We start from the raw sequence: 18,850 nt of genomic DNA on the forward strand, positions 1-18,850 counted from the left end.
GTGTTACCGCTCGACTTGCATGTGTTAGGCCTGCCGCCAGCGTTCAATCTGAGCCATGATCAAACTCTTCAATTAAAGTTTTTTGCTTCACCTCGAAAGGGTCAGCGGCTCAACGAATTCTGTATTACATATTGCTATGAACACTCATTCATTAAGTAAATTTTTGATTGCTTCGTTAGAAGCAATTTCGAATAACTTAATCTCTGTGAGTGTCCACACAGATTTGCTTGTCATATTGTTAAAGAGCGTGAAGTCGTCTTTCAGACTTCGCCTTAGACGCTTAGGTCGTTTGGCTGAGGAGGCGTATTCTACACTCTCCAGTGTCGGCGTCAAGCGCTTATTTTAAGAAGTTTTTCAAGCGGTGATTTCTTAATCAGAAGTCGTTACCTGAAGCTCTTAAAGCGGTTGTCACCAGAGTTATCTTTCCGAAGAAGCTAACTCGCTAACTCAGGCTGCTAGGCGTGTTGCCTGCTGCGCCGTGTCAGTGGGGTCGCATTATAGGGAGATTCGAAAAGAGCGCAAGCGCTTTTTATAAAGAAATCACCTGCATGCCCAAGTTTTCACCAGCAAGGTGTTTTCCGGCTATTTATTCAACTTTTCCTGTCCATAACTTCACCATTTTTCTGACACGCCTCAGATAAAGTTCATTTTTTCAGCAACACACTAGAGTATTGGCTAATAATTCATTACCATATGCAGGTTATTAACAGTTAGTTATCAATTCATTTATTCTTTAGAGATTATATTTATGCAGAAGTCATTCTTGATCGTATTGGCGGTAGCCATTATAGGTGCATTAGCCATTTTCCAGATTGCACCAGATCTAAACGGCGCCATAGCTTTCTTTACTGGTGCTATCATCGCAAGCGTTATTTTTTCTCTTCAATCTAAAACGCCTGCCTCTACAACTAACAGCAACGAACCATATAGCGGTCCAACAATGACACTATATGTAGGCAACCTTCCTTATCGTGTCCATGAAGGAGAAGTGAAATCATTATTTAGTGAGTTTGGTCCTGTAAACTCGGTGCGTTTAGTTCGTGACCGCAAGACTGGACGCCGCAAAGGATTCGGATTTATTGAAATGTCTGAAGCCGGTGCTAAAAAAGCTATGGCTAAACTAAATGAGTTCGACTTCCAGGAAAGAACATTAAAAGTCCGTGAAGCTAAATCACAAGACTCAGATAAAAGTGATAACAACGCATAAAGATATATAACTAACCTAGATTGGCTGAAGAGCGAGACACTATTGTTGTGAATCCTTTTTCAGCTAGTCTGGTTGTTAACCCCGCCGAAATTTCTTCCGTAGTATAAATAGCCGTTAAAGTCTTTTGTCTATTGTTGCCAGCTCTTTCGCCCCCTCTAACCTCTGATAGCTCATTGAGTAGATATGCCACCCTTTGTGCAATAGCGGCACCAGAGTCGAGTAGCGTCACTCCGTCACCTAAGATCTGCTGCATCTCTTGAGCTAATATAGGGAAATGAGTACAGCCTAGGACTAAGGTATCTAGGTGTGATTCCTTTATCGGCTTAAGCTGCGCTTCAAGTAGTTTAAAGTCGAGCTTCTCTCCTGCTAGCTTTGCCTCGGCAAGCATCACTAGTTCAGATGACCCAAATAGGTCGACTTTACAGCCATCGGCAAACTGTTCAATTAGCTCCCTTGTATAGGAGCGTTTTATCGTTCCCGGTGTTGCAAGCAACCCGATATGCCTTGCTTGCGATACTTTAGCTGCAGGTTTGATTGCCGGAACCACCCCAACAACGGGAATTGAAAGCTGTGCTCTTAAGGCTGGCAACACTAAGGTGCTAGCTGAGTTACAGGCAACAACCACAAGTTCAGCACCTATTCTCAAGGCTTGCTCACAAATAAGATCGACACAGCCTTGAATAAGGACTGACTCTTCTAACTCACCATAGGGCAGACGAGCATTGTCAAATAGGTAACAACACTCTTGAGCGGGTAATACCTTTCTGATCTCATCAAAGATGGATAACCCACCGATCCCTGAGTCAAAAATAACAATAGGTCCAGACAAAGTATTCTCCGCTATAGAGTAAAGTGACATTAAAAGAGACTACAGTTAGCCCCTCTAGGCAGCTGGAGTGGCTATATTGCTTTAGAATTTTCCCATAAGCTAGGTAAAATCGGAAGTGAGAAACTGGACATCCCAGCTATCTAGTATAATATTCCGCCCCTAATTAATGCCAACGGTGATCAAGATATGAATTTAGCAGCAATGGATCCTACAACCTATGATGTGCAACTCGAAGCAAAGTGCGTCAAGTTAAAGCAGCTATTTGCTGATTTTGATACCCCGGAATTGGAGACGTTTAGCTCCGAGCCCGCCCACTACCGCATGCGTGCGGAGTTTAGAGTTTGGCATGAAGGCGAAGATCTCTACTACTATATGTTCGATAAAGAGCTTAATAGTAAAGTTCGTTGCGATCAGTTCCTGCCTGCGAGTGAACTTATCAACAAGATGATGCCGGCTCTAGTTGAACTATTAAAGCCGAACACTATCTTGCGTCACCGCTTATTTCAAATCGACTTCCTATCGACATTAAGTGGTGAGATCTTGGTGTCTCTGCTTTATCACAAGCAACTCGACAGCGAATGGGAACAGCAGGCGAAAATCCTTAAACAAACACTTAGCACCCAATTCAATATGAACTTGATTGGTCGCGCCCGTAAGCAAAAAATCGTGTTAGATAAAGACTTCGTAGTGGAGTCTCTCAATGTTGCAGGCAAACAGCTACAGTACCATCAAATAGAGAACAGCTTTACACAGCCTAACGGTAAAGTTTCTATCAAGATGTTGGAGTGGGCTATCGATGTCACTAAAAACAGTAAAGGCGATCTACTAGAGCTTTATTGCGGTAACGGTAACTTCTCTATTGCTTTGGCACAAAACTTTGAGCGCGTACTGGCAACAGAACTGGCTAAGCCTTCAGTAGAATCTGCTCAATACAATATTAAAGTTAACCAAATCGAAAATCTGCAGATTATCCGTATGTCAGCTGAAGACTTTACCGAAGCCATGGCAAAGAAGCGCAGCTTTAGACGTTTAGAAGGTATCGATTTAGATAGCTATAACTGTAATACCATCTTTGTCGATCCTCCACGTGCGGGTCTAGATGCCGATACCGTTAAGCTAGTACAAGGTTATGAGCGCATCGTTTATATCTCATGTAATCCACACACCTTAATCGATAACTTAGGTGAACTAAGCAAGACCCATAAGATCACTCGTTTTGCCTTATTCGATCAGTTCCCTTATACCGATCATATGGAATCGGGTGTTTTCTTAGAGAAGCGATAAGCCCAGAGTTAAACCACAATAAAAAAACGGCACCCTTATGGGTGCCATTTTTTATCTATATGATTAAATTACTTCTGCTCTTTCTTGTGTTGTAGCGCTTCAGCCCCTTTTGCAATCATATGCAACTGAATAACTAAACGATCTGCCAAGATTTTACGATCGGCGCGCTTCATATCGAGTGCAGCAGCTCCAGCGTTAAATACAAGAGTCACTAGCGCCTCTGCTTGCGCATGGGCGAGTTCCGGTGACCGGTTAGCTGTCGCTTCGGTGTAATGGGCTAACTCAGAAATAAAATGTTCGATTTCACGGGCTACCGCACCTCTAAAGGGGGCCGATGTACCTGAACGTTCGTGCAATAATATCCGAAATACGTTTGGGTTAGACTCAAGTACTTCCATAAAGGTTTCTACGGAAATCCGAATAACACTGCCACCGGCCTCAGCTCGTTGGCGTCCTTTACGCATCATCTGTCTCAGCGTAAGGCCACCTTCATCCACCATGGTTAAGCCTAGCTCATTCATATCCTTAAAGTGGCGATAGAAAGATGTCGGAGCAATATTCGCTTCACGTGCAACCTCACGTAAACTCAGGCTAGAAAAGCTACGCTCAGCACTTAGCTGACTAAATGCCGCATCGACAAGTGCCCGTCGCGTTTTCTCTTTTTGTTGTGCTCTAATGCCCATCTTGAACCTACTTACAAAAATTATTCCTTGAATAATACCGCTTTTTAACACAAAACGCAGCATCAACAAACTTGACCCAGATCACTATCCAAGTTAAATTAGCGTACAGATGTACGCTCAACTTGAGATTATAAATATAATGAAAAAACCTCCCATCATCTGGATGAATGTGAGCCTGTTTAGCATCACCTTTGTCTGCGCAGCAATTTTTGTTCCCTGGTATGGTATCACCCATGGCTTTGACGCCATCGAATGGGTTGCCTTTGTAGTGCTCGCCTTTGCAAGTGGCCTATCGATTACAGGCGGATACCACAGACTCTGGTCTCACCGTACCTATAAAGCCCATGCTTCAGTACGATTCCTCTACGCCTTAGGTGGCGCACTAGCTCTGCAAAACAGCGCATTACACTGGTCTTCAGACCACCGAGTACACCATAAGCATGTCGATAACAACGACAAAGACCCCTATTCAGCTAAGATGGGTTTTTGGTACAGCCATATAGGTTGGATGCTACGTGAGTATCAGGCCCAGCGTTACCATGACTATAAGAATGTTCGCGATCTTCAAAATGACAAAATCGTCATGTGGCAACACAAGTACTACTTACCACTTCTGCTCATGATGAATTTTGGCTTACCCATCCTACTGGGTTGGTTAAACGGAGACATATTAGGCATGCTGCTATTAGCGGGATTACTGCGCTTGGTTGTCGTTCACCACTGTACTTTTTTCATCAATTCATTGGCACATATCTGGGGATCACAACCTTATACAGATAAAAATACCGCTCGCGATAACGGCTTCCTAGCACTGCTAACCTACGGTGAGGGCTACCATAACTACCACCATATCTTTGAGAATGACTACCGTAACGGCATCCATTGGTGGCAGTACGATCCAACCAAATGGTTGATTAACAGCTTAGCCTGGATGGGACTAGCCGACAGTCGCCGAGTTGTACCACAAGACCGTATCGAATATGCTCGCTTGCAGATGCAGCTAAAACGCACTCAAAGTAAGGTGGCTCACCTCCCAAATAGCGAAGAGTTAATCGAGAAGTTACAAGCGGAATATGAAACGCTGAAGGCGCACTTAGCAGAGTATTACGACGCAAAGAAAGCCTTGCTTGAAGCCAAACGCAAACAACTGGCAGACAAGCAACTACTTAGCCAGGTGAAAGAACTAAAACTACGTTTCAAGCAGCAACAGAAAAGCTGGCATAGTTTGACCGCAAGTTTTAGCTAAGCTCACCATAGATACAAAGCCGCGACTGAGCGGCTTTGTTGTTTTTACGGGTCAGGTTTTCCCATTCCGAATAAATATTACCGCCGATGATAGGATTCAAGTCTCAACTTGTGGTGGGGGTCGATTGAAGTCCCTAGATTATGGGTCTATTATGATCGGCTACTTACTATTTTCAGGGCGTTTTAAGCTCATGTCAGATTCAGAAATCAAACTTACCGAGTATAGTCACGGCGCGGGTTGTGGCTGCAAAATTTCACCAAAAGTGCTCGGCACCATACTCGCCACTCAGCTACCTGTATTTGACGATCCGAATCTACTGGTGGGTAACCAGACTCGTGATGATGCCGCCGTCTATAAGCTCAACGAAACCACAGGCATTATCAGTACCACCGATTTCTTTATGCCAATCGTCGATGATCCATTTACCTTTGGCCGCATCGCTGCGACAAACGCCATCAGCGATATCTACGCCATGGGTGGCACACCTATGATGGCTATCGCAATTTTAGGTTGGCCAGTAAACAAACTGCCTGCAGAAGTGGCTCAACAAGTTGTCGATGGTGGCCGTAAAGCCTGTGCCGATGCAGGCATAATGCTAGCCGGAGGTCACAGCATCGACTCGCCAGAGCCTATTTTTGGTCTAGCTGTAACTGGTCAGATCCCATTGGATGAGCTCAAGCAAAACGATACTGCAAAGGCTGGAGACAAGCTGTACATCACCAAGCCTCTCGGTATTGGTATTTTAACTACCGCGCAGAAACAGAAAAAGCTTGCCGACGCAGATCTAAACACTGCTGCTGAAGCCATGTGTCAGCTGAATATTCTTGGCCCTAAAATAGCCAAGATCCCACAAGTGAATGCGCTAACAGATGTCACAGGGTTTGGTTTAGCAGGTCACCTACTAGAGATGTGCCATGGTGCAAATTTAAGTGCCAAATTAGATGTAAACCTACTGCCATTACTGCCAAATGCACGTCATTACTTAGAGCTCGGCTGCATTCCTGGTGGCACTCACAGAAATTTCGACAGTTATGGTGAACACTTACCTACACTAACCGATGAACAAAAAGCGATTATCTGTGATCCACAAACCAGCGGTGGCCTATTGATTTCCGTCTCTACAGAAGGCGAGGCCGCGCTACAAAATTTACTTGCTGAAAATGATATTGAGCCAGTTTGCATCGGCCAGCTAGTTACAAAAAATCCAGCTATGACCGTGGAGCTAATTTAATGTCACTCAACAAAGTGCGTGCCAGCGAATATCGCCGAATACTCGTCAGCGATCATCCAATTATGGATACGCGCGCACCAGTGGAGTTTGAGAAAGGCGCCTTTCCGGCCAGCGTGAACCATCCTCTAATGGAGGACGAGGAGCGCAGGCTAGTCGGTACTTGCTACAAGGAGCAAGGCCAAGCTGCAGCCATAGAACTAGGGCACTCTTTGGTTAACGGTGAAATCAAACAGCAGAGAGTCGATGCTTGGCTGCGTTTTTTTAACGACAACCCAAATGGCTATCTCTACTGTTTTCGCGGTGGTCTGCGCTCACAGCTAACCCAGCAATGGCTTAAGGAAGCCGGTTTAGATATTCCTTTTATCGAAGGCGGCTATAAAGCCATGCGTCAGTTCCTCATCGAAACCATCGATGAGGCGCCAAACGTCACGCCGATGCTGATTCTGAGCGGGATCACTGGCAGCGGTAAAACCGATTTCCTGCTAAAGCGAAAAGAAGCGGTAGATTTAGAGGGGCTAGCTCACCATCGAGGCTCAAGCTTTGGCCGTTACCATGAAGGGCAACCAAGCCAAATCAACTTTGAAAACTCTTTGGCGGTCGCATTGTTGAAGCACCAAGATAGTGATGCCAAACATCTACTACTTGAAGATGAGAGCTATCTCATCGGCCGTTCGGCGCTACCACAAGCTTTTTATGCTGGAATGCAGGCTGCGAATGTATTGGTACTCGAAGAGAGTTTAGATGCAAGACTGGCACGTCTGCTCAATGAGTACGTACACAAGATGCATAGCGGTTACCGCGAAAGACTCGGCGAAGAAGCGGGTTTTGAGGCATTTTCCCAGTATTTAGCCCAGAGCATTACGGGGATCAAGAAACGCTTGGGTGGTAAGCAGCATGACGAACTGCAAGCTATGATCACTCACGCCCTAAGCCTGCAAACCAGTCAAAACGATACCAGTGCTCACTTGGCTTGGATCGAACGACTGCTGATTAAATACTACGACCCTATGTATCAGTATCAAATAGATAAAAAGGCCGAACGTATCATCTTCAAAGGTGATCACGACGCAATGCATCAGTGGCTAAATAACCAGTAATACCAACCAGCATAACGTTTAAGCCAACCCCGTTAGTCAGTCGCCTTCGATTGCTAACGGGGTTATTTCTATCTTTTGCACCCTTGCCTCAACGGCATCGAATTTAATCAGTACGACGTTAAAGTCAGCAAATTCAGCATGGGCTTTAAATACATCCACAGAGGTCTTGTCTACGCAAATTACACTATCAATATCAACATGACGGCCCGCATACCAAGTCAACTTAGATAGCGCCCAGCTGACCAAGCCATGATTAGCTACTTTTCGATAAATCTCCGGCGTAAATAAGACTGGATGGCTAAAACTTCCTAAGATCATCGTCAAGTCACGCCAAGTTGCCTGCTCAACCACCACTAACAACCTAGGAGACTTATGCAGCTCATCAGTATCAAGCAGCTTAGTGGTGAACCTTACTCTACGAATGAAGTAACTAATAACACTCAATAGTAATTCCGGCCAACGCCAGAGCAGGTAAACAAGCACCACGATGTTAGCGCTCGCCAAGAGCAAAAACAGCGTCTCTATTGGCCACTGCAACACGTTGAGTACTAGCATGGCAAAAATAGCCGAACTCACCATAAACAGGGCATTGATAATATTATTACTGGCTATCGCCTGCGCGCACTCGCCCTCTTTCGCACGTGCCTGGATATAGGTGTATAACGGCACGATAAACAAACCACCGCCAACGCCGATCATAAACAGATCAAACATCAGGCGATAGTGACCCGTCTCAGCAATGAAGCCTTGCAGGCTATAAAGTGTCTCAACATCGAACTTAGCAGGTAGCGCAAAGTAGAGATCTATGCCAACAATGGCTAATAGCGTCAATCCCAATGGCATTATCCCCAGCTCGACCTGCCGACAAGATAAGCGCTCACAGATGAAAGAACCTGCTCCGATCCCCACCGAAAACAGCAGTAAGAGTAGCGATACAACGGTAGGATCCGAGTTTAACGTGATGCGAGCAAAGTTTGGAAACTGAGTGAGATAAGTCGCGCCGACAAACCAAAACCAACTAATGGCTATGATAGCGGTCCAGATCTCGGGAGATTGACGCACCTTTTTAATATTGGCCAAGGTAGCTGAAACTATAGCAAAGCGCGGCTTAACATCTGAATGAGCAGGAATGCTCGGGATAAACCAACTGGCAGTCATACCTATTAATGCCAAGAGGAATACCGTGGCCGCAGCCCAGTAAGTCGCATAGTCGCTAGCAACGATCATCCCGGCTGAAATCGTACCTGCCAAAATAGCCAAGAAAGTGCCCATCTCGACCCACGCATTACCGGAAACCAACTCGCTGTCGCGCAGCACTCTTGGTAATAGGGAGTACTTTACCGGGCCAAAGTAGGCAGATTGTACACCGGTCAAAAACAGCAATAGCAACATCACTAGATAACTGTGACTGATGATGGCAAATATCGCCACCGACATAATCACCAGCTCGAGAACCTTCAGCCGACGAATCAACAATGCTTTATCGACACTGTCAGCCACCTGCCCCGCATGAGCAGAAAACAGCAGGAAAGGCAGAATAAATAAGCCTGCAGCCAAGTTTACAAATAGGTGGACATCTATAGGTAGCTCATCGACCTGTGAGTAGCTCACTAACAGTAGCAATACGTTCTTAAATACGTTGTCATTCAATGCCCCTAGGCATTGAGTCACGAAGTAAGGTAAGAAACGTCGGCTAAATAACATCGACCTTAGCTGTGTTCCTGTTTGAAATAACTCATCAACAGCCTAGGCTCACCTTCACCAAAGTAATCGGCCTCGAAGCCATTCTCGGTAAAACCACTACGCAGATATAACGCCTTGGCAGGATTGTCAGGATCTACGGTCAGATTGATCTGATTAACCTCTGGAGGAAGTGTGGCTAATAGTTGCGAGATAAGCTGAGTGCCGATGCCTTTGCCACGCGCACTGTCCGATACCGCTATCGACAAAATCCAAGCGAGATCAGCTTTAGCACTACTGGATGCCAGTAGATAACCGATAACCTTAGCGTCACCATCTTTAGCCACCAAAAAACTATCGGGCCAACAGTCTAATGCCTGTCGAAAGAAAAAATCAGGGTAGCAATGTCCAGCAAAGCATTGTTGCTCGAGCGCATCGATCGCTTTTAAGTCTTGCTTTGTAGCAACACTTAACTCAATTAAATCATTCATTAACTAAAATTTGATCCCACTCAAGAGCTGGCGCTCCAACCACAATAAAGTTCGGGTTCTCCAAGCTTTCGCGTTCATTGTAGCTCAGTGGTTGCAGGTTAAGATCCATGATCTGCCCACCCGCTTCCTCAACGATGATCTGCGCCGCACCGGTATCCCACTCGCCAGTAGGCCCAATACGCACATAGCAATCGGCCCGTCCTTCGGCAATTAGGCAACTCTTGAGTGCAGCACCACCGAGCACCACTAATTCACAGTGCTTATTCTGATTAAAGAGTTTAATCACAGACTGGGGATCTTGACGACGACTTACCGCTAATCGCAGTGAATCCGAGGTCTCACTCATTAGCTGTTTACTGCAAATACGCACTTCTGCACCATCTTTGCGCTTATAGGAGCCTAAACCAGCGATACCGTAGTAACAGACTTCTGTCATTGGCGCATATACCACACCAAGAATCGGGCGGTTATGCTCAACTAAGGCAATAATGACCGAGAAATCACCACTACCCGCAATAAATTCTCCAGTGCCATCGAGCGGATCGACTAACCAATAACGTTGCCAATCACAACGCTCAGAAAAAGGGATCTCGGCATCTTCTTCAGACAAGACCGGAATGTCAGGGGTCAACAACTTTAAAGCTGTAGTAATAATCTCATGAGCGGCAAGATCGGCAGAGGTAACTGGGGTATTATCAGATTTGATCTCGCGCTCGAAATCACCTTGCAGATAAATTTCACGGATCTTCTTACCCGCTAACGTGGCGATTTCAATGACTTGATCTACATAACTCTCTGGCTTCATAACTACTCCAACAGCCTAATACCCATGACCTGTGTCGACTATGACTAACTTAGTTGTAGATGTTTTAACGCTAAAAATAAAGCACTTACACTGCGAGATTCGGAAAAATCTTCCTCTTCTAGCAGATCTTGCCATTTGGCTAACGGCCAGGTTACCAAATCGATAGGCTCTGGCTCATCACCTTCTAGGCGGCTCTCATAAAGATCTTCGGCTAAAAATATCTGCATCTTACTAGCGAAATAGCCCGGTGCTAAACTTAACTCCATCAAGTGGGTCAACTTTCTAGCCCCAAAACCTATCTCTTCTTGTAACTCTCGATTCGCAGCCTCATGAGCCTCTTCGCCGGGATCGATCAACCCCTTAGGAAAGCCAAGCTCATAGCTGTGGGTACCTGCGGCGTACTCTCGGCCCAATAGTAGCTGCTCTCGATTTAAAACAGGCACAACCATTATCGCCCCCCGATTATTGCCCTTCATGCGCTCATATTGACGCTCGACTTGATTGGAAAACCTCAAGTGCACCTGCTCTATTTGAAACAGTCGGCTTGTTGCAACCACTTCTGCGTGCAAAATCTCAGGCTTGTCATTCTTTTTCGTCATACGGGTCTCGGGCCGGCTGCCAATTCAAGTATAATCTTACTATTGTTCTCCCAATCTACAACATGATTTTTCTAGGATCACTAATCTATGTTTCCATGGAATGAAATTGATACCGTTCTACTCGATATGGACGGCACCCTGCTCGATCTGCATTTTGACAACCACTTCTGGTTACAGCTTATCCCCCAAGAGTTGAGCCAAGAGCGGGGTATATCGGTGCAAGAAGCGAGCGAATGGGTTGAACAATGCTATGCCAATGTCGAGGGCACCTTAGACTGGTATTGTCTCGATTACTGGCAGCAGCAGATGGGGCTAGATATTATGGCGTTGCATCGCAAGTTAGTTGAGCGGATCCAGCTGCGCCAAGACAGCATGCCTTTCCTTAATGCCCTAAAAGACGCCAATAAATCGCGGATTCTAGTCACCAATGCCCACCCTAAGAATCTTGCACTTAAGTTAGAGCACACAGACTTGAGCTTAGGTCTAGATCATATGATCTCTAGCCACGAAACTGGCTATCCAAAGGAGCATCCGCTTTTTTGGCAGCATCTGTTTCAACAATTCAAACTCGACCCAAGCCGCTGCCTATTTATCGATGATAACGAAGCCATACTTCAGGCTGCAAGGCTCGCAGGCGTTGGCTATCAGTTAGGTATCGCTAACCCAGATAGCCAGAAATCCAACAAGATCTTCGATGACTTCCCGGCCATTGAAGACTATCACCACCTGTTAGATGAGCTTATTAACCCATAGTAAAACACAAAAAAGGCGCTAATTAAGCGCCTTTTTGATTGAATAGCCTGAACCTACTAGATAGGCAAACGCCCCTGATAGGTTATCGGGTAATAACCTTGGCTATCTTTCTTGCCTAAGAAAGACAGTGCTTTTTTCAGATCATCAGGCTGAGTGTTCACTTCACGAATTTTCGCGTTCACTTGCACCATCTTGTTATCGGCCAATACGATAGTACCGTCGAGGCCTAAAGCATTAAGCTTTTCATCTGTGGTCAGTTCAACTTTGCCATCAAGGCACGCTAGACCTAGGGCGATATCGCCTAACGGGTATTTGCCAAACTGGTTCGTGACATCGACTTGATTCAAGAATAGCTTGCCCGATAGCTGTTCACACCAAGGTAAGCCCTGTTCAAAGTTATCGACCAATACGCTTAAGTCACCGTTAACTTTGGTTCTAAAAGGTAAGTTAGTACGCCCTAACAGGAAGCTACTCGGCGCCTCAAACCTTAAACCGCTAACGTCTAATCCACTTAACGAATAGGCCACGGTTCCTTTACCGTTTACCGCACTGGCTCTGCTACCTATAACCACATCGGCCTTAACTGTGCCCGTCAGTAATGACCAAACATTAAGATCCCAGCTTATCATCTCCACTTGGCGCTTCTGCACGCTCAGCATATCTATGCTACCCGCCCAGATAGTGCCACTCACACCGCTGATGCTGATATTTTTCGGAATGGGCGCCAATTTAACTGCAACACTGGCCGGAAATAACACCACTAAAAAAACCAAATAAACCAGAAAGCCAAGGGCTATCTTTTTTGCTAATTTCACTACAACACCTTATTTAGATAGCTGAATACGACGAACATTAACGTAACCAGGAGTATCAGACTCGGCTAAGTCTAAGCTCTCTAATGACAATCCCTTGTTTTGCACCAATTCATTCAAGTAGTTCAACAGGGTATCAAACGGCACTTCATCCATCCAAACTTGGATCTTATTACCTTGAGGCTGCATACGGGTAATCGTCAAACCGAACGCGCCTGCGGTTTGGTTCACAGCGGCACTTAAACTACCTCTAAAGGCATTGCTACCGCCGCTCTGCTTAAGTCCTGCAATACGGTTAGCGGTCTGTTTAACATAGTTCAAGGTGCTTTGTTGGCCATCGAGGTTACGCTGCGCCTCGTCTTCGGCATTAGCGATGGGCGTCCAGATCCCCCAATACAAGATACCTATGACTAATACCACACCACAGGCGGCAACCATCTGTTGTTCGCGAAGAACCAGTCCATTCCACCAAGCTTTAAAGTTTTCCATCTTATTTGCTCCTTATGGTTAAGGTGCTGGTGACTTGAGATTCACCGCTGTTCATGGCACCACCATCAAGCTTGTAAGAGCGCGAAATGATCTCTTTGAACTTCTCAATTTGTTCATAATTTTTGGCCGTGACCTGCATACGAATTTCGTTACGGTTGCTGTCAAAACGTAACGTAGTCGGCTTAAGTTCTGGCACTTGGGCAAAAGCTTCTTGCATGCCACTAAGCATGACAAAAAATTCACTGCCACTGCCGCCACCTTGAAGTGTACGAACATAACTTTCCATCTGAGAGCGCAGGTTCACCACTCGTGAGCTGCCAGGTACCACTTGCTTGTAGATCTGTTCGCTCTGGGCCTTTAACTGATCAGCCTCGCTATTCATCTGATGAATATTGAGCCCCTTATTTACCAGTGCTAAGACGATAACGACTGCAAATGCGATAGCGGCGTTACGCCACAGGGTAAGATGCTTACCATACTCTTTCTTCGGTTTATAAATACCAGAAAGCAAATTCATCGGTGCATTCAACACGCCTTTAGCCAACACTAACATTGGCAGGTCAAGCGGCTGCACTTTGACTTCAGTACCAGCAAGTTGCAGCTCGGTATAACCCGCCACTGTCGTTGCCGCATCTTCATTGCCAACCAACTGCGGTAAAGCGACATCAAGCCAGCTCTGGCTTAAACTCACGCCGCTACCTTCACCAGTACGCAGCAAGATCTCTTTGCCAAAACTCATCGCAGCCCAGTCACATTCAGCCAAAGGCAGCGCTAAACAATCTGGTACGATAGATTTTGCCTTCAGCCCTGCATCAGCAAGCCATTCGATCCATGCCTGCATCTGCTCATGAGCAACCACCGCAATACTGAGCAAGTCACCACTGCGGGGCCCAGTGACAAAATGCAATTCATCCACATTTTGGGCAAGGTTCTCTTCCAGCATAAATGGCAATGCTTTAACCGCTTGGCGCTGACTCTTCTCTGGTAGCTCTACTTGGGTTAACGTAATGCTTGAAGCGGGTACTAGTATATCAACCGCGCGATTACCCGCTCTTTCAGTAAGAGTCGATAGAGCACTGGCGTCGCTAAGCTCACCAGAACCTATAATTTCTTGTTCCTGCTCAGACCAAACCAACCAAGAGCAGGGTTGCTCGGCAGTTTGCCCTAAGCGGATGAATAGTCTTTCACTCACTGATCTGTCTCCACAAGTCTCTTTAAGCTCGTTTAAAGGACCCTTGTTATTTTTGCCCGCCAAATTGGCGGGATAACACTTCTAATTTATTACTGTCGCCATACAGCACGCTTTCTAATCTAAATACAGCGTTATCGACTTTTGCCCCAGCCTCAAGTAAAAAATATTTACTCGTGACGCCAAAGCTCGACTTAAGCTTGGCATCACTGGCTAATGAAGCGATGGAGGAGTTTTCCCAAAACTCATCTATCTTGTCATAACCGTCTAGCGGGCGTTGATTGATGATGCTTTCAGCCTCACCCACCGAAATCTTATTATCAAACATACCAGCAATTAACGCCGCCTGCTCCACAGGTACCGTATTGACGTTTAACACCTGCGTAGTATTGCCTGGTATTGCACACACGTACGGAGCCAGCTTTAAGTAAATATCTTGGGTAAAGCCCATCACAGCACGCAATTCACTCTTATGGCTCATCAATGTATTCGCTGCACGATAAGGTACATTACGTGATTCATATTCCGCATCTTCTGCGCCATAGGGCCCAGCGGTCTGATCTTCATCGATATAATCTTTTGCCGTTTGCGCCAGTCGTTCTGCAGCAAACTCATCCATCCCTAATGCAACTAACAGCCCTTTAAATTGCACCGCAGGCAAAGGCATCTTCGGCTGACCATTCTCAACTTTTTCACTGGGCGCCGATAACGAGTTCACGTTAAAACACGCCCGCATATCACTAATTTTACCGGCGATCTCACCTTTTTCGGCGGGAAATACCACATCAGCCTGCGCCCAGTACTGCTGCAGGTGCACAGTATCTGAGTCTTCTAAGTCTTGCTTCAGTACTTTTTTAGCGATCTCTTCGGCAGAAATCGCATACCAAAAGGCTTGATCGTACTGCGCCATGTTCAAAGTGCGTCTAACTGACAGCTGGTTACGTGAAGTAATATTGGTAGCAATAATTGCTACCATAGCCACAATCAATAACACGACGATAAGGGCGACACCGCGCTGCTTAGAAGGCATCTCTATTCACCTTTATCGTTGCCATTATTACCGCCATTATTGCTGCCGCTATTATTTCCGTTATTGTTATCATTACCACCGTTGTTATTGCCGCCATTGTTATTGCCGCCGTTGTTGCTGTCATCATTGCTACCAGCAAGGGCGCCTGTCGGCACTAAGAACTTACGCTGCACTTTACCAATATCTTCAAATTCAATTTCAATGGCGATCGCCTTAGGCAATTTGGTGGCGTCAGTTTTACGCTCCCACTTGTCATCGGTGAAAAACGCGTACTCAACAGAGATCACCTTATCCATGATCACCGTCTTAATCGGCTCGGCGCCAATCTCAGGCTCTGGATAGGGGTAATACCAACGCTGCAACTGCCCTTCCATCACCACGTAAGCCACCGACTGTAAGCTGCCTCTTGGTAGTAAACCATCGGGGTTGAGCCAGCCTAGACGAAAAAAGACTAACGACTCAGATTCCGAGTCGAGCATATTACTGCCTGTCTGAAAGACCGTGGTCCCCCTTCCGCCCTCTAACAATCTTGGCGTGCGCGCCACCATCTGATTCAAGTCACGCTCGATAACACCAAAACCTTGCTGCATCGCCTTGAGTTTGGCGGCAAAGTCTCGAGTGGCGGTATCGTTTTTCATCACAGTACTCAGCACGGTATTGGCTGCCAAGCCTAGCATCGCAAAAATGGCGATGGCGATCAGCATCTCTAACAGGGTAAAGCCCCGCAGCGCTTTAGTCTGCTTTGAGTACATAACTGCTCACTTCGGCGATAACGCGAGAAAATCGCTCGTCATCACTGATACTAATGCGGATCATTCTAAAATTATCATCGGTGGTCTTAATGACCTCTTTACGCCAATACCAATCTTTATTGGCTAGCTCGACTTGCCCGTCTTTGCGGCCAAGTTCTGGAAATTTAGGTTCTAAACGGGCATCGACCATCTGGTTATGAGCCACCCACTGCGCCATGGTGCGCTCTTCTAAAATCGGCATGTTGGCGATCTGCTCACCTAGGCTCTTAGTGATTGACACTGCGGCGATAGAAAATACCGCTAGGGCTACAATCACTTCCAGCAGGGTCATGCCGCTTTGCTTACGAGGCCTAGTCATAGAACCTCTTCATCTTCAAAGCCCATTCTTAAACGCCCTAAAGCATCACCAAAAACAATGACTTCGATATCTTGCTGCATCTCATCTTTACTGACAAAAGAGAGTTCAAATGCACTCATTTCACCGCTAGGAAACAGCATGATCTGCGGCTCGGGGAATTTCTTTTTTTCTTCGGCAGACTTTTCAATAAGCGGCTCATCGAACCAAGAGTCTTGCTCTTCATCTTCTTGCACTAGTGGTAGGCCATCGAGTACCAATACCATCTCGACGCCGGGTTCCATCTGACGCTCAGCCAGCAATCTGTCTTGCTCTAAAGGCTTCCATTTTCCTTCATCGTAATAGACAAATTTATAGCTGGTATCTTCTATAACGATGCCAACGAAATGGCCGCTCAACACAGTTTCATCAAGCACCATCTCCGTAGCCATCATAAATTGCTGCGCAGTTCGCTCGAGCGCCTTCTCTTTGCTGGCCCCACCCATGCCTAAAGTGACAGCTGTTGCAGCTAGTCCCATAAGCAAAACAACGAGCAACACCTCCATTAAGGTGAAGCCCGTTTGGCGCGCTAACTTAACTCGCGGCAAGATCATCTTATTGGAAGTTCTGTAGATTCCAGTTGCCAATATCATCTTCAGTACCTGGCTGACCATCAGGACCTGCACTAAAGATATCTAACTTACCGTTTTCACCTGGGCTCAGTAGCAGGTAATCGTTACGCCAAGGGTCCTGTGGTAGACGTTTAACATAACCATCGGCACGATAATTACGTGGCTCAGGGGAAATCGTTGGCTTTTGTACCAAGGCTTCCAGTCCTTGCTCTGTCGTTGGGTAAACACTGTTATCCAACTTATACATGTCCAAGGCATTTTCTAATGCAACGATATCTGAAACCGCTTTCTGTTGGTCGGCTTTATCTTTGTTACCCATCAAGTTAGGTACAACCATAGAGGCCAAAATACCTAAAATAACGATAACCACCATCACTTCTAAAAGGGTAAAACCTTTTTGTTTATTACGAGTTTGCATTAACTACTTCCTTAAACTAAAAAACTCACATACCGCCACTAGATAGCGTTAGCTGAAAGTGAGTATTAACCACTAATCATATTATTCAGCGCCAAAATCGGCTGCAAAATAGCAAGAACAATAAACAGAACCACTGCAGCCATACTAACAACTAACATAGGTTCAAATACCCCCAAAGCTATCGTCACGTTTGACTCAAACTCTCGGTCTTGGTTATCGGCGGCTCGCTCAAGCATCTGTTCGAGCTGGCCACTCTTTTCACCAGAGGTAATCATATAGAGCATCATAGGCGGAAAAAGTTTAGTGTTGGCTAGTGCCGTTCCTAAACTCGTACCTTCTCGCACCCGTAATGTTGCATCCTCAACCGCCGCCTTCACTTTGACGTTAACCAGTACATCACTGGCGATACGCATCGCATCGAGTAGGGGGACGGAGCTGGCGGTAAGAATACTCAAAGTACGGGCAAAACGTGCCGTGTTAAGACTCTTACTCACCTTGCTAATGACAGGCAAGCGCAGCAGCATGCTCTCGTATTTCATGCGGTTTTTAGGAGAAACCAGCAAACGCTTAGCGATAAAGAACAAGCCGACAATAACCGCGAGCACAATTAGGCCGTAATCGCGAATAAAGTCGGACGATGCTATCAATAGCTCCGTCGTCCAAGGTAACTCCTGCCCCATATGCTCAAACTGACCGACAACCTGCGGCACGACCGCTGCGAGTAAGATGGCAATAACGCCAATCGCCACCACTGTCAGTACGATTGGGTAGATCATCGCCTGGGTCATTTTGCTCTTAAGTTGCTGGCGACGTTCGGTGTAATCGGCAAGGCGATTCAATACCACTTCTAAGTGACCTGACTTTTCGCCAGATGCCACCATAGCGCGATATAGCTCATCGAAAATATGCGGGAACTCGGCCATCGAATCGGCGAGGCTATAACCTTCAACCACCCGTGAACGCACCGCCATCACCATGCTGGCTAAACGATCTTTCTCACACTGTTGACCAACAGCCTTTAATGCTTCTTCTACGGGTAGGCCAGCAGCAACTAAGGTTGCTATTTGGCGGGTGATCAACGCAAGTTCAGCGGTAGAGATACCGCGCTTTAGAAAACTAAAGCCGGCAGATTTCGTCTTACTCTCTTTCTCAACAACTGGAGTGATCTCCAGCGGCATCAAACGCTGCTCTCTTAATTGCGTCCGAGCGTGCCTTGCTGTATCCGCTTCGACTACGCCCTTCTTCTGCTTACCGGTTTTATCTAACGCTTTGTATTCAAATGCTGGCAT

21 protein-coding genes and 1 rRNA gene are annotated in these 18,850 nt (G+C 46.1%); 6 read left to right on the top strand and 16 right to left on the bottom strand.

Annotation, left to right across the window (positions count from 1 at the left end; translation table 11 throughout):
- Positions 1 to 75 (bottom strand): 16S ribosomal RNA (locus L1D44_RS20110); the annotation flags it as partial.
- 673 nt (positions 76 to 748) lie between these two features.
- Between L1D44_RS20110 and L1D44_RS20115 the strand changes: the two genes are divergently transcribed.
- Positions 749 to 1,207 carry an RNA-binding protein gene (locus tag L1D44_RS20115; RefSeq protein WP_220769982.1) on the top strand — a complete coding sequence of 153 codons (459 nt, stop codon included), beginning with the start codon at positions 749 to 751 and terminating at the stop codon, positions 1,205 to 1,207.
- Between the two features lie 10 nt (positions 1,208 to 1,217).
- On the opposite strand, the gene murI is transcribed toward L1D44_RS20115, so the two are convergent.
- Complete coding sequence (gene murI / locus L1D44_RS20120; RefSeq protein WP_239893051.1) at positions 1,218 to 2,036, bottom strand: glutamate racemase; 819 nt, start codon at positions 2,034 to 2,036, stop codon at positions 1,218 to 1,220.
- Positions 2,037 to 2,222: 186 nt separating this feature from the next.
- Between murI and trmA the strand changes: the two genes are divergently transcribed.
- On the top strand, positions 2,223 to 3,320 hold the full coding sequence (gene trmA, locus L1D44_RS20125) for a tRNA (uridine(54)-C5)-methyltransferase TrmA (RefSeq protein WP_239893052.1): 1,098 nt from the start codon (positions 2,223 to 2,225) through the stop codon (positions 3,318 to 3,320).
- Positions 3,321 to 3,388: 68 nt separating this feature from the next.
- On the opposite strand, the gene fabR is transcribed toward trmA, so the two are convergent.
- Positions 3,389 to 4,003: an HTH-type transcriptional repressor FabR gene (fabR, locus tag L1D44_RS20130; RefSeq protein WP_202723586.1), complete on the bottom strand. Its 615-nt coding sequence runs from the start codon at positions 4,001 to 4,003 to the stop codon at positions 3,389 to 3,391.
- Positions 4,004 to 4,142: 139 nt separating this feature from the next.
- Between fabR and L1D44_RS20135 the strand changes: the two genes are divergently transcribed.
- From L1D44_RS20135 to mnmH, 3 genes are all read left to right on the top strand, one after another.
- Positions 4,143 to 5,249, top strand: a complete 1,107-nt coding sequence (locus tag L1D44_RS20135; protein WP_239893053.1) for a fatty acid desaturase — start codon at positions 4,143 to 4,145, stop codon at positions 5,247 to 5,249.
- 190 nt (positions 5,250 to 5,439) lie between these two features.
- Complete coding sequence (selD, locus tag L1D44_RS20140) at positions 5,440 to 6,480, top strand: selenide, water dikinase SelD (RefSeq protein WP_239893054.1); 1,041 nt, start codon at positions 5,440 to 5,442, stop codon at positions 6,478 to 6,480.
- On the top strand, positions 6,480 to 7,577 hold the full coding sequence (gene mnmH, locus L1D44_RS20145) for a tRNA 2-selenouridine(34) synthase MnmH (RefSeq protein WP_239893055.1): 1,098 nt from the start codon (positions 6,480 to 6,482) through the stop codon (positions 7,575 to 7,577). The genes selD and mnmH overlap by 1 nt, the downstream gene beginning before the upstream one ends.
- Before the next feature lie 36 nt (positions 7,578 to 7,613).
- On the opposite strand, the gene L1D44_RS20150 is transcribed toward mnmH, so the two are convergent.
- From L1D44_RS20150 to nudE, 4 genes are read right to left on the bottom strand one after another with little or no spacing between them, the layout of a single operon-like run.
- On the bottom strand, positions 7,614 to 9,281 hold the full coding sequence (locus L1D44_RS20150; protein WP_239893056.1) for an MFS transporter: 1,668 nt from the start codon (positions 9,279 to 9,281) through the stop codon (positions 7,614 to 7,616).
- A 5-nt stretch (positions 9,282 to 9,286) separates the two neighbouring features.
- On the bottom strand, positions 9,287 to 9,748 hold the full coding sequence (locus L1D44_RS20155) for an N-acetyltransferase (RefSeq protein ID WP_239893057.1): 462 nt from the start codon (positions 9,746 to 9,748) through the stop codon (positions 9,287 to 9,289).
- The gene (cysQ, locus tag L1D44_RS20160) at positions 9,741 to 10,553 is read right to left on the bottom strand and encodes a 3'(2'),5'-bisphosphate nucleotidase CysQ (RefSeq protein ID WP_239893058.1); all 813 of its coding nucleotides are present in this window, start codon (positions 10,551 to 10,553) and stop codon (positions 9,741 to 9,743) included. Before cysQ ends, L1D44_RS20155 begins: the two co-directional genes overlap by 8 nt.
- A gap of 44 nt (positions 10,554 to 10,597) precedes the next feature.
- On the bottom strand, positions 10,598 to 11,152 hold the full coding sequence (gene nudE, locus L1D44_RS20165; RefSeq protein ID WP_239893059.1) for an ADP compounds hydrolase NudE: 555 nt from the start codon (positions 11,150 to 11,152) through the stop codon (positions 10,598 to 10,600).
- Between the two features lie 87 nt (positions 11,153 to 11,239).
- On the opposite strand from nudE, the gene yrfG reads away from it, so the two are divergent.
- The gene (gene yrfG, locus L1D44_RS20170; protein ID WP_239893060.1) at positions 11,240 to 11,905 is read left to right on the top strand and encodes a GMP/IMP nucleotidase; all 666 of its coding nucleotides are present in this window, start codon (positions 11,240 to 11,242) and stop codon (positions 11,903 to 11,905) included.
- Between the two features lie 56 nt (positions 11,906 to 11,961).
- On the opposite strand, the gene L1D44_RS20175 is transcribed toward yrfG, so the two are convergent.
- The 9 genes from L1D44_RS20175 to gspF all read right to left on the bottom strand — a co-directional run bounded on the left by L1D44_RS20175 (position 11,962) and on the right by gspF (position 18,850).
- A complete protein-coding gene (locus L1D44_RS20175) occupies positions 11,962 to 12,720 on the bottom strand; it encodes a type II secretion system protein N (RefSeq protein ID WP_239893061.1) in 759 nt (252 codons plus the stop codon).
- Between the two features lie 9 nt (positions 12,721 to 12,729).
- Entirely contained in the window at positions 12,730 to 13,206 is a 477-nt protein-coding gene (locus tag L1D44_RS20180; protein WP_239893062.1) for a type II secretion system protein M, read from the bottom strand.
- 1 nt (position 13,207) lies between these two features.
- Positions 13,208 to 14,398, bottom strand: coding sequence for a type II secretion system protein GspL (gene gspL, locus L1D44_RS20185; RefSeq protein ID WP_239893063.1), 1,191 nt, complete (start codon positions 14,396 to 14,398; stop codon positions 13,208 to 13,210).
- 46 nt (positions 14,399 to 14,444) lie between these two features.
- Positions 14,445 to 15,425 carry a type II secretion system minor pseudopilin GspK gene (gspK, locus tag L1D44_RS20190; RefSeq protein WP_239893064.1) on the bottom strand — a complete coding sequence of 327 codons (981 nt, stop codon included), beginning with the start codon at positions 15,423 to 15,425 and terminating at the stop codon, positions 14,445 to 14,447.
- A gap of 2 nt (positions 15,426 to 15,427) precedes the next feature.
- Complete coding sequence (gene gspJ / locus L1D44_RS20195) at positions 15,428 to 16,177, bottom strand: type II secretion system minor pseudopilin GspJ (protein WP_239893065.1); 750 nt, start codon at positions 16,175 to 16,177, stop codon at positions 15,428 to 15,430.
- Positions 16,158 to 16,535 (bottom strand): type II secretion system minor pseudopilin GspI, encoded by a 378-nt coding sequence (gspI, locus tag L1D44_RS20200; RefSeq protein ID WP_220769966.1) that lies wholly within the window; start codon positions 16,533 to 16,535, stop codon positions 16,158 to 16,160. Before gspI ends, gspJ begins: the two co-directional genes overlap by 20 nt.
- Positions 16,532 to 17,164: a type II secretion system minor pseudopilin GspH gene (gspH, locus tag L1D44_RS20205; RefSeq protein WP_239893066.1), complete on the bottom strand. Its 633-nt coding sequence runs from the start codon at positions 17,162 to 17,164 to the stop codon at positions 16,532 to 16,534. The genes gspI and gspH overlap by 4 nt, the downstream gene beginning before the upstream one ends.
- Entirely contained in the window at positions 17,127 to 17,561 is a 435-nt protein-coding gene (gspG, locus tag L1D44_RS20210) for a type II secretion system major pseudopilin GspG (protein ID WP_028767563.1), read from the bottom strand. The genes gspH and gspG overlap by 38 nt, the downstream gene beginning before the upstream one ends.
- Positions 17,562 to 17,626: 65 nt before the next feature.
- Positions 17,627 to 18,850, bottom strand: a complete 1,224-nt coding sequence (gspF, locus tag L1D44_RS20215; RefSeq protein ID WP_239893067.1) for a type II secretion system inner membrane protein GspF — start codon at positions 18,848 to 18,850, stop codon at positions 17,627 to 17,629.

Origin of the sequence: Shewanella sp. Isolate13, from assembly GCF_022398325.1 — a bacterium.
In the GTDB taxonomy this organism is placed as follows: domain Bacteria; phylum Pseudomonadota; class Gammaproteobacteria; order Enterobacterales; family Shewanellaceae; genus Shewanella.

Coding starts and splice junctions, on each gene's coding strand:
- L1D44_RS20115 (WP_220769982.1), top strand. CDS start 749: ATGCAGAAGTCATTCTTGATCGTATTGGCGGTAGCCATTATAGGTGCA.
- trmA (WP_239893052.1), top strand. CDS start 2,223: ATGAATTTAGCAGCAATGGATCCTACAACCTATGATGTGCAACTCGAA.
- fabR (WP_202723586.1), bottom strand. CDS start 4,003: ATGGGCATTAGAGCACAACAAAAAGAGAAAACGCGACGGGCACTTGTC.
- L1D44_RS20135 (WP_239893053.1), top strand. CDS start 4,143: ATGAAAAAACCTCCCATCATCTGGATGAATGTGAGCCTGTTTAGCATC.
- selD (WP_239893054.1), top strand. CDS start 5,440: ATGTCAGATTCAGAAATCAAACTTACCGAGTATAGTCACGGCGCGGGT.
- mnmH (WP_239893055.1), top strand. CDS start 6,480: ATGTCACTCAACAAAGTGCGTGCCAGCGAATATCGCCGAATACTCGTC.
- L1D44_RS20150 (WP_239893056.1), bottom strand. CDS start 9,281: ATGTTATTTAGCCGACGTTTCTTACCTTACTTCGTGACTCAATGCCTA.
- L1D44_RS20155 (WP_239893057.1), bottom strand. CDS start 9,748: ATGAATGATTTAATTGAGTTAAGTGTTGCTACAAAGCAAGACTTAAAA.
- cysQ (WP_239893058.1), bottom strand. CDS start 10,553: ATGAAGCCAGAGAGTTATGTAGATCAAGTCATTGAAATCGCCACGTTA.
- nudE (WP_239893059.1), bottom strand. CDS start 11,152: ATGACGAAAAAGAATGACAAGCCTGAGATTTTGCACGCAGAAGTGGTT.
- yrfG (WP_239893060.1), top strand. CDS start 11,240: ATGTTTCCATGGAATGAAATTGATACCGTTCTACTCGATATGGACGGC.
- L1D44_RS20180 (WP_239893062.1), bottom strand. CDS start 13,206: ATGGAAAACTTTAAAGCTTGGTGGAATGGACTGGTTCTTCGCGAACAA.
- gspK (WP_239893064.1), bottom strand. CDS start 15,425: ATGCCTTCTAAGCAGCGCGGTGTCGCCCTTATCGTCGTGTTATTGATT.
- gspJ (WP_239893065.1), bottom strand. CDS start 16,177: ATGTACTCAAAGCAGACTAAAGCGCTGCGGGGCTTTACCCTGTTAGAG.
- gspI (WP_220769966.1), bottom strand. CDS start 16,535: ATGACTAGGCCTCGTAAGCAAAGCGGCATGACCCTGCTGGAAGTGATT.
- gspH (WP_239893066.1), bottom strand. CDS start 17,164: ATGATATTGGCAACTGGAATCTACAGAACTTCCAATAAGATGATCTTG.
- gspG (WP_028767563.1), bottom strand. CDS start 17,561: ATGCAAACTCGTAATAAACAAAAAGGTTTTACCCTTTTAGAAGTGATG.
- gspF (WP_239893067.1), bottom strand. CDS start 18,850: ATGCCAGCATTTGAATACAAAGCGTTAGATAAAACCGGTAAGCAGAAG.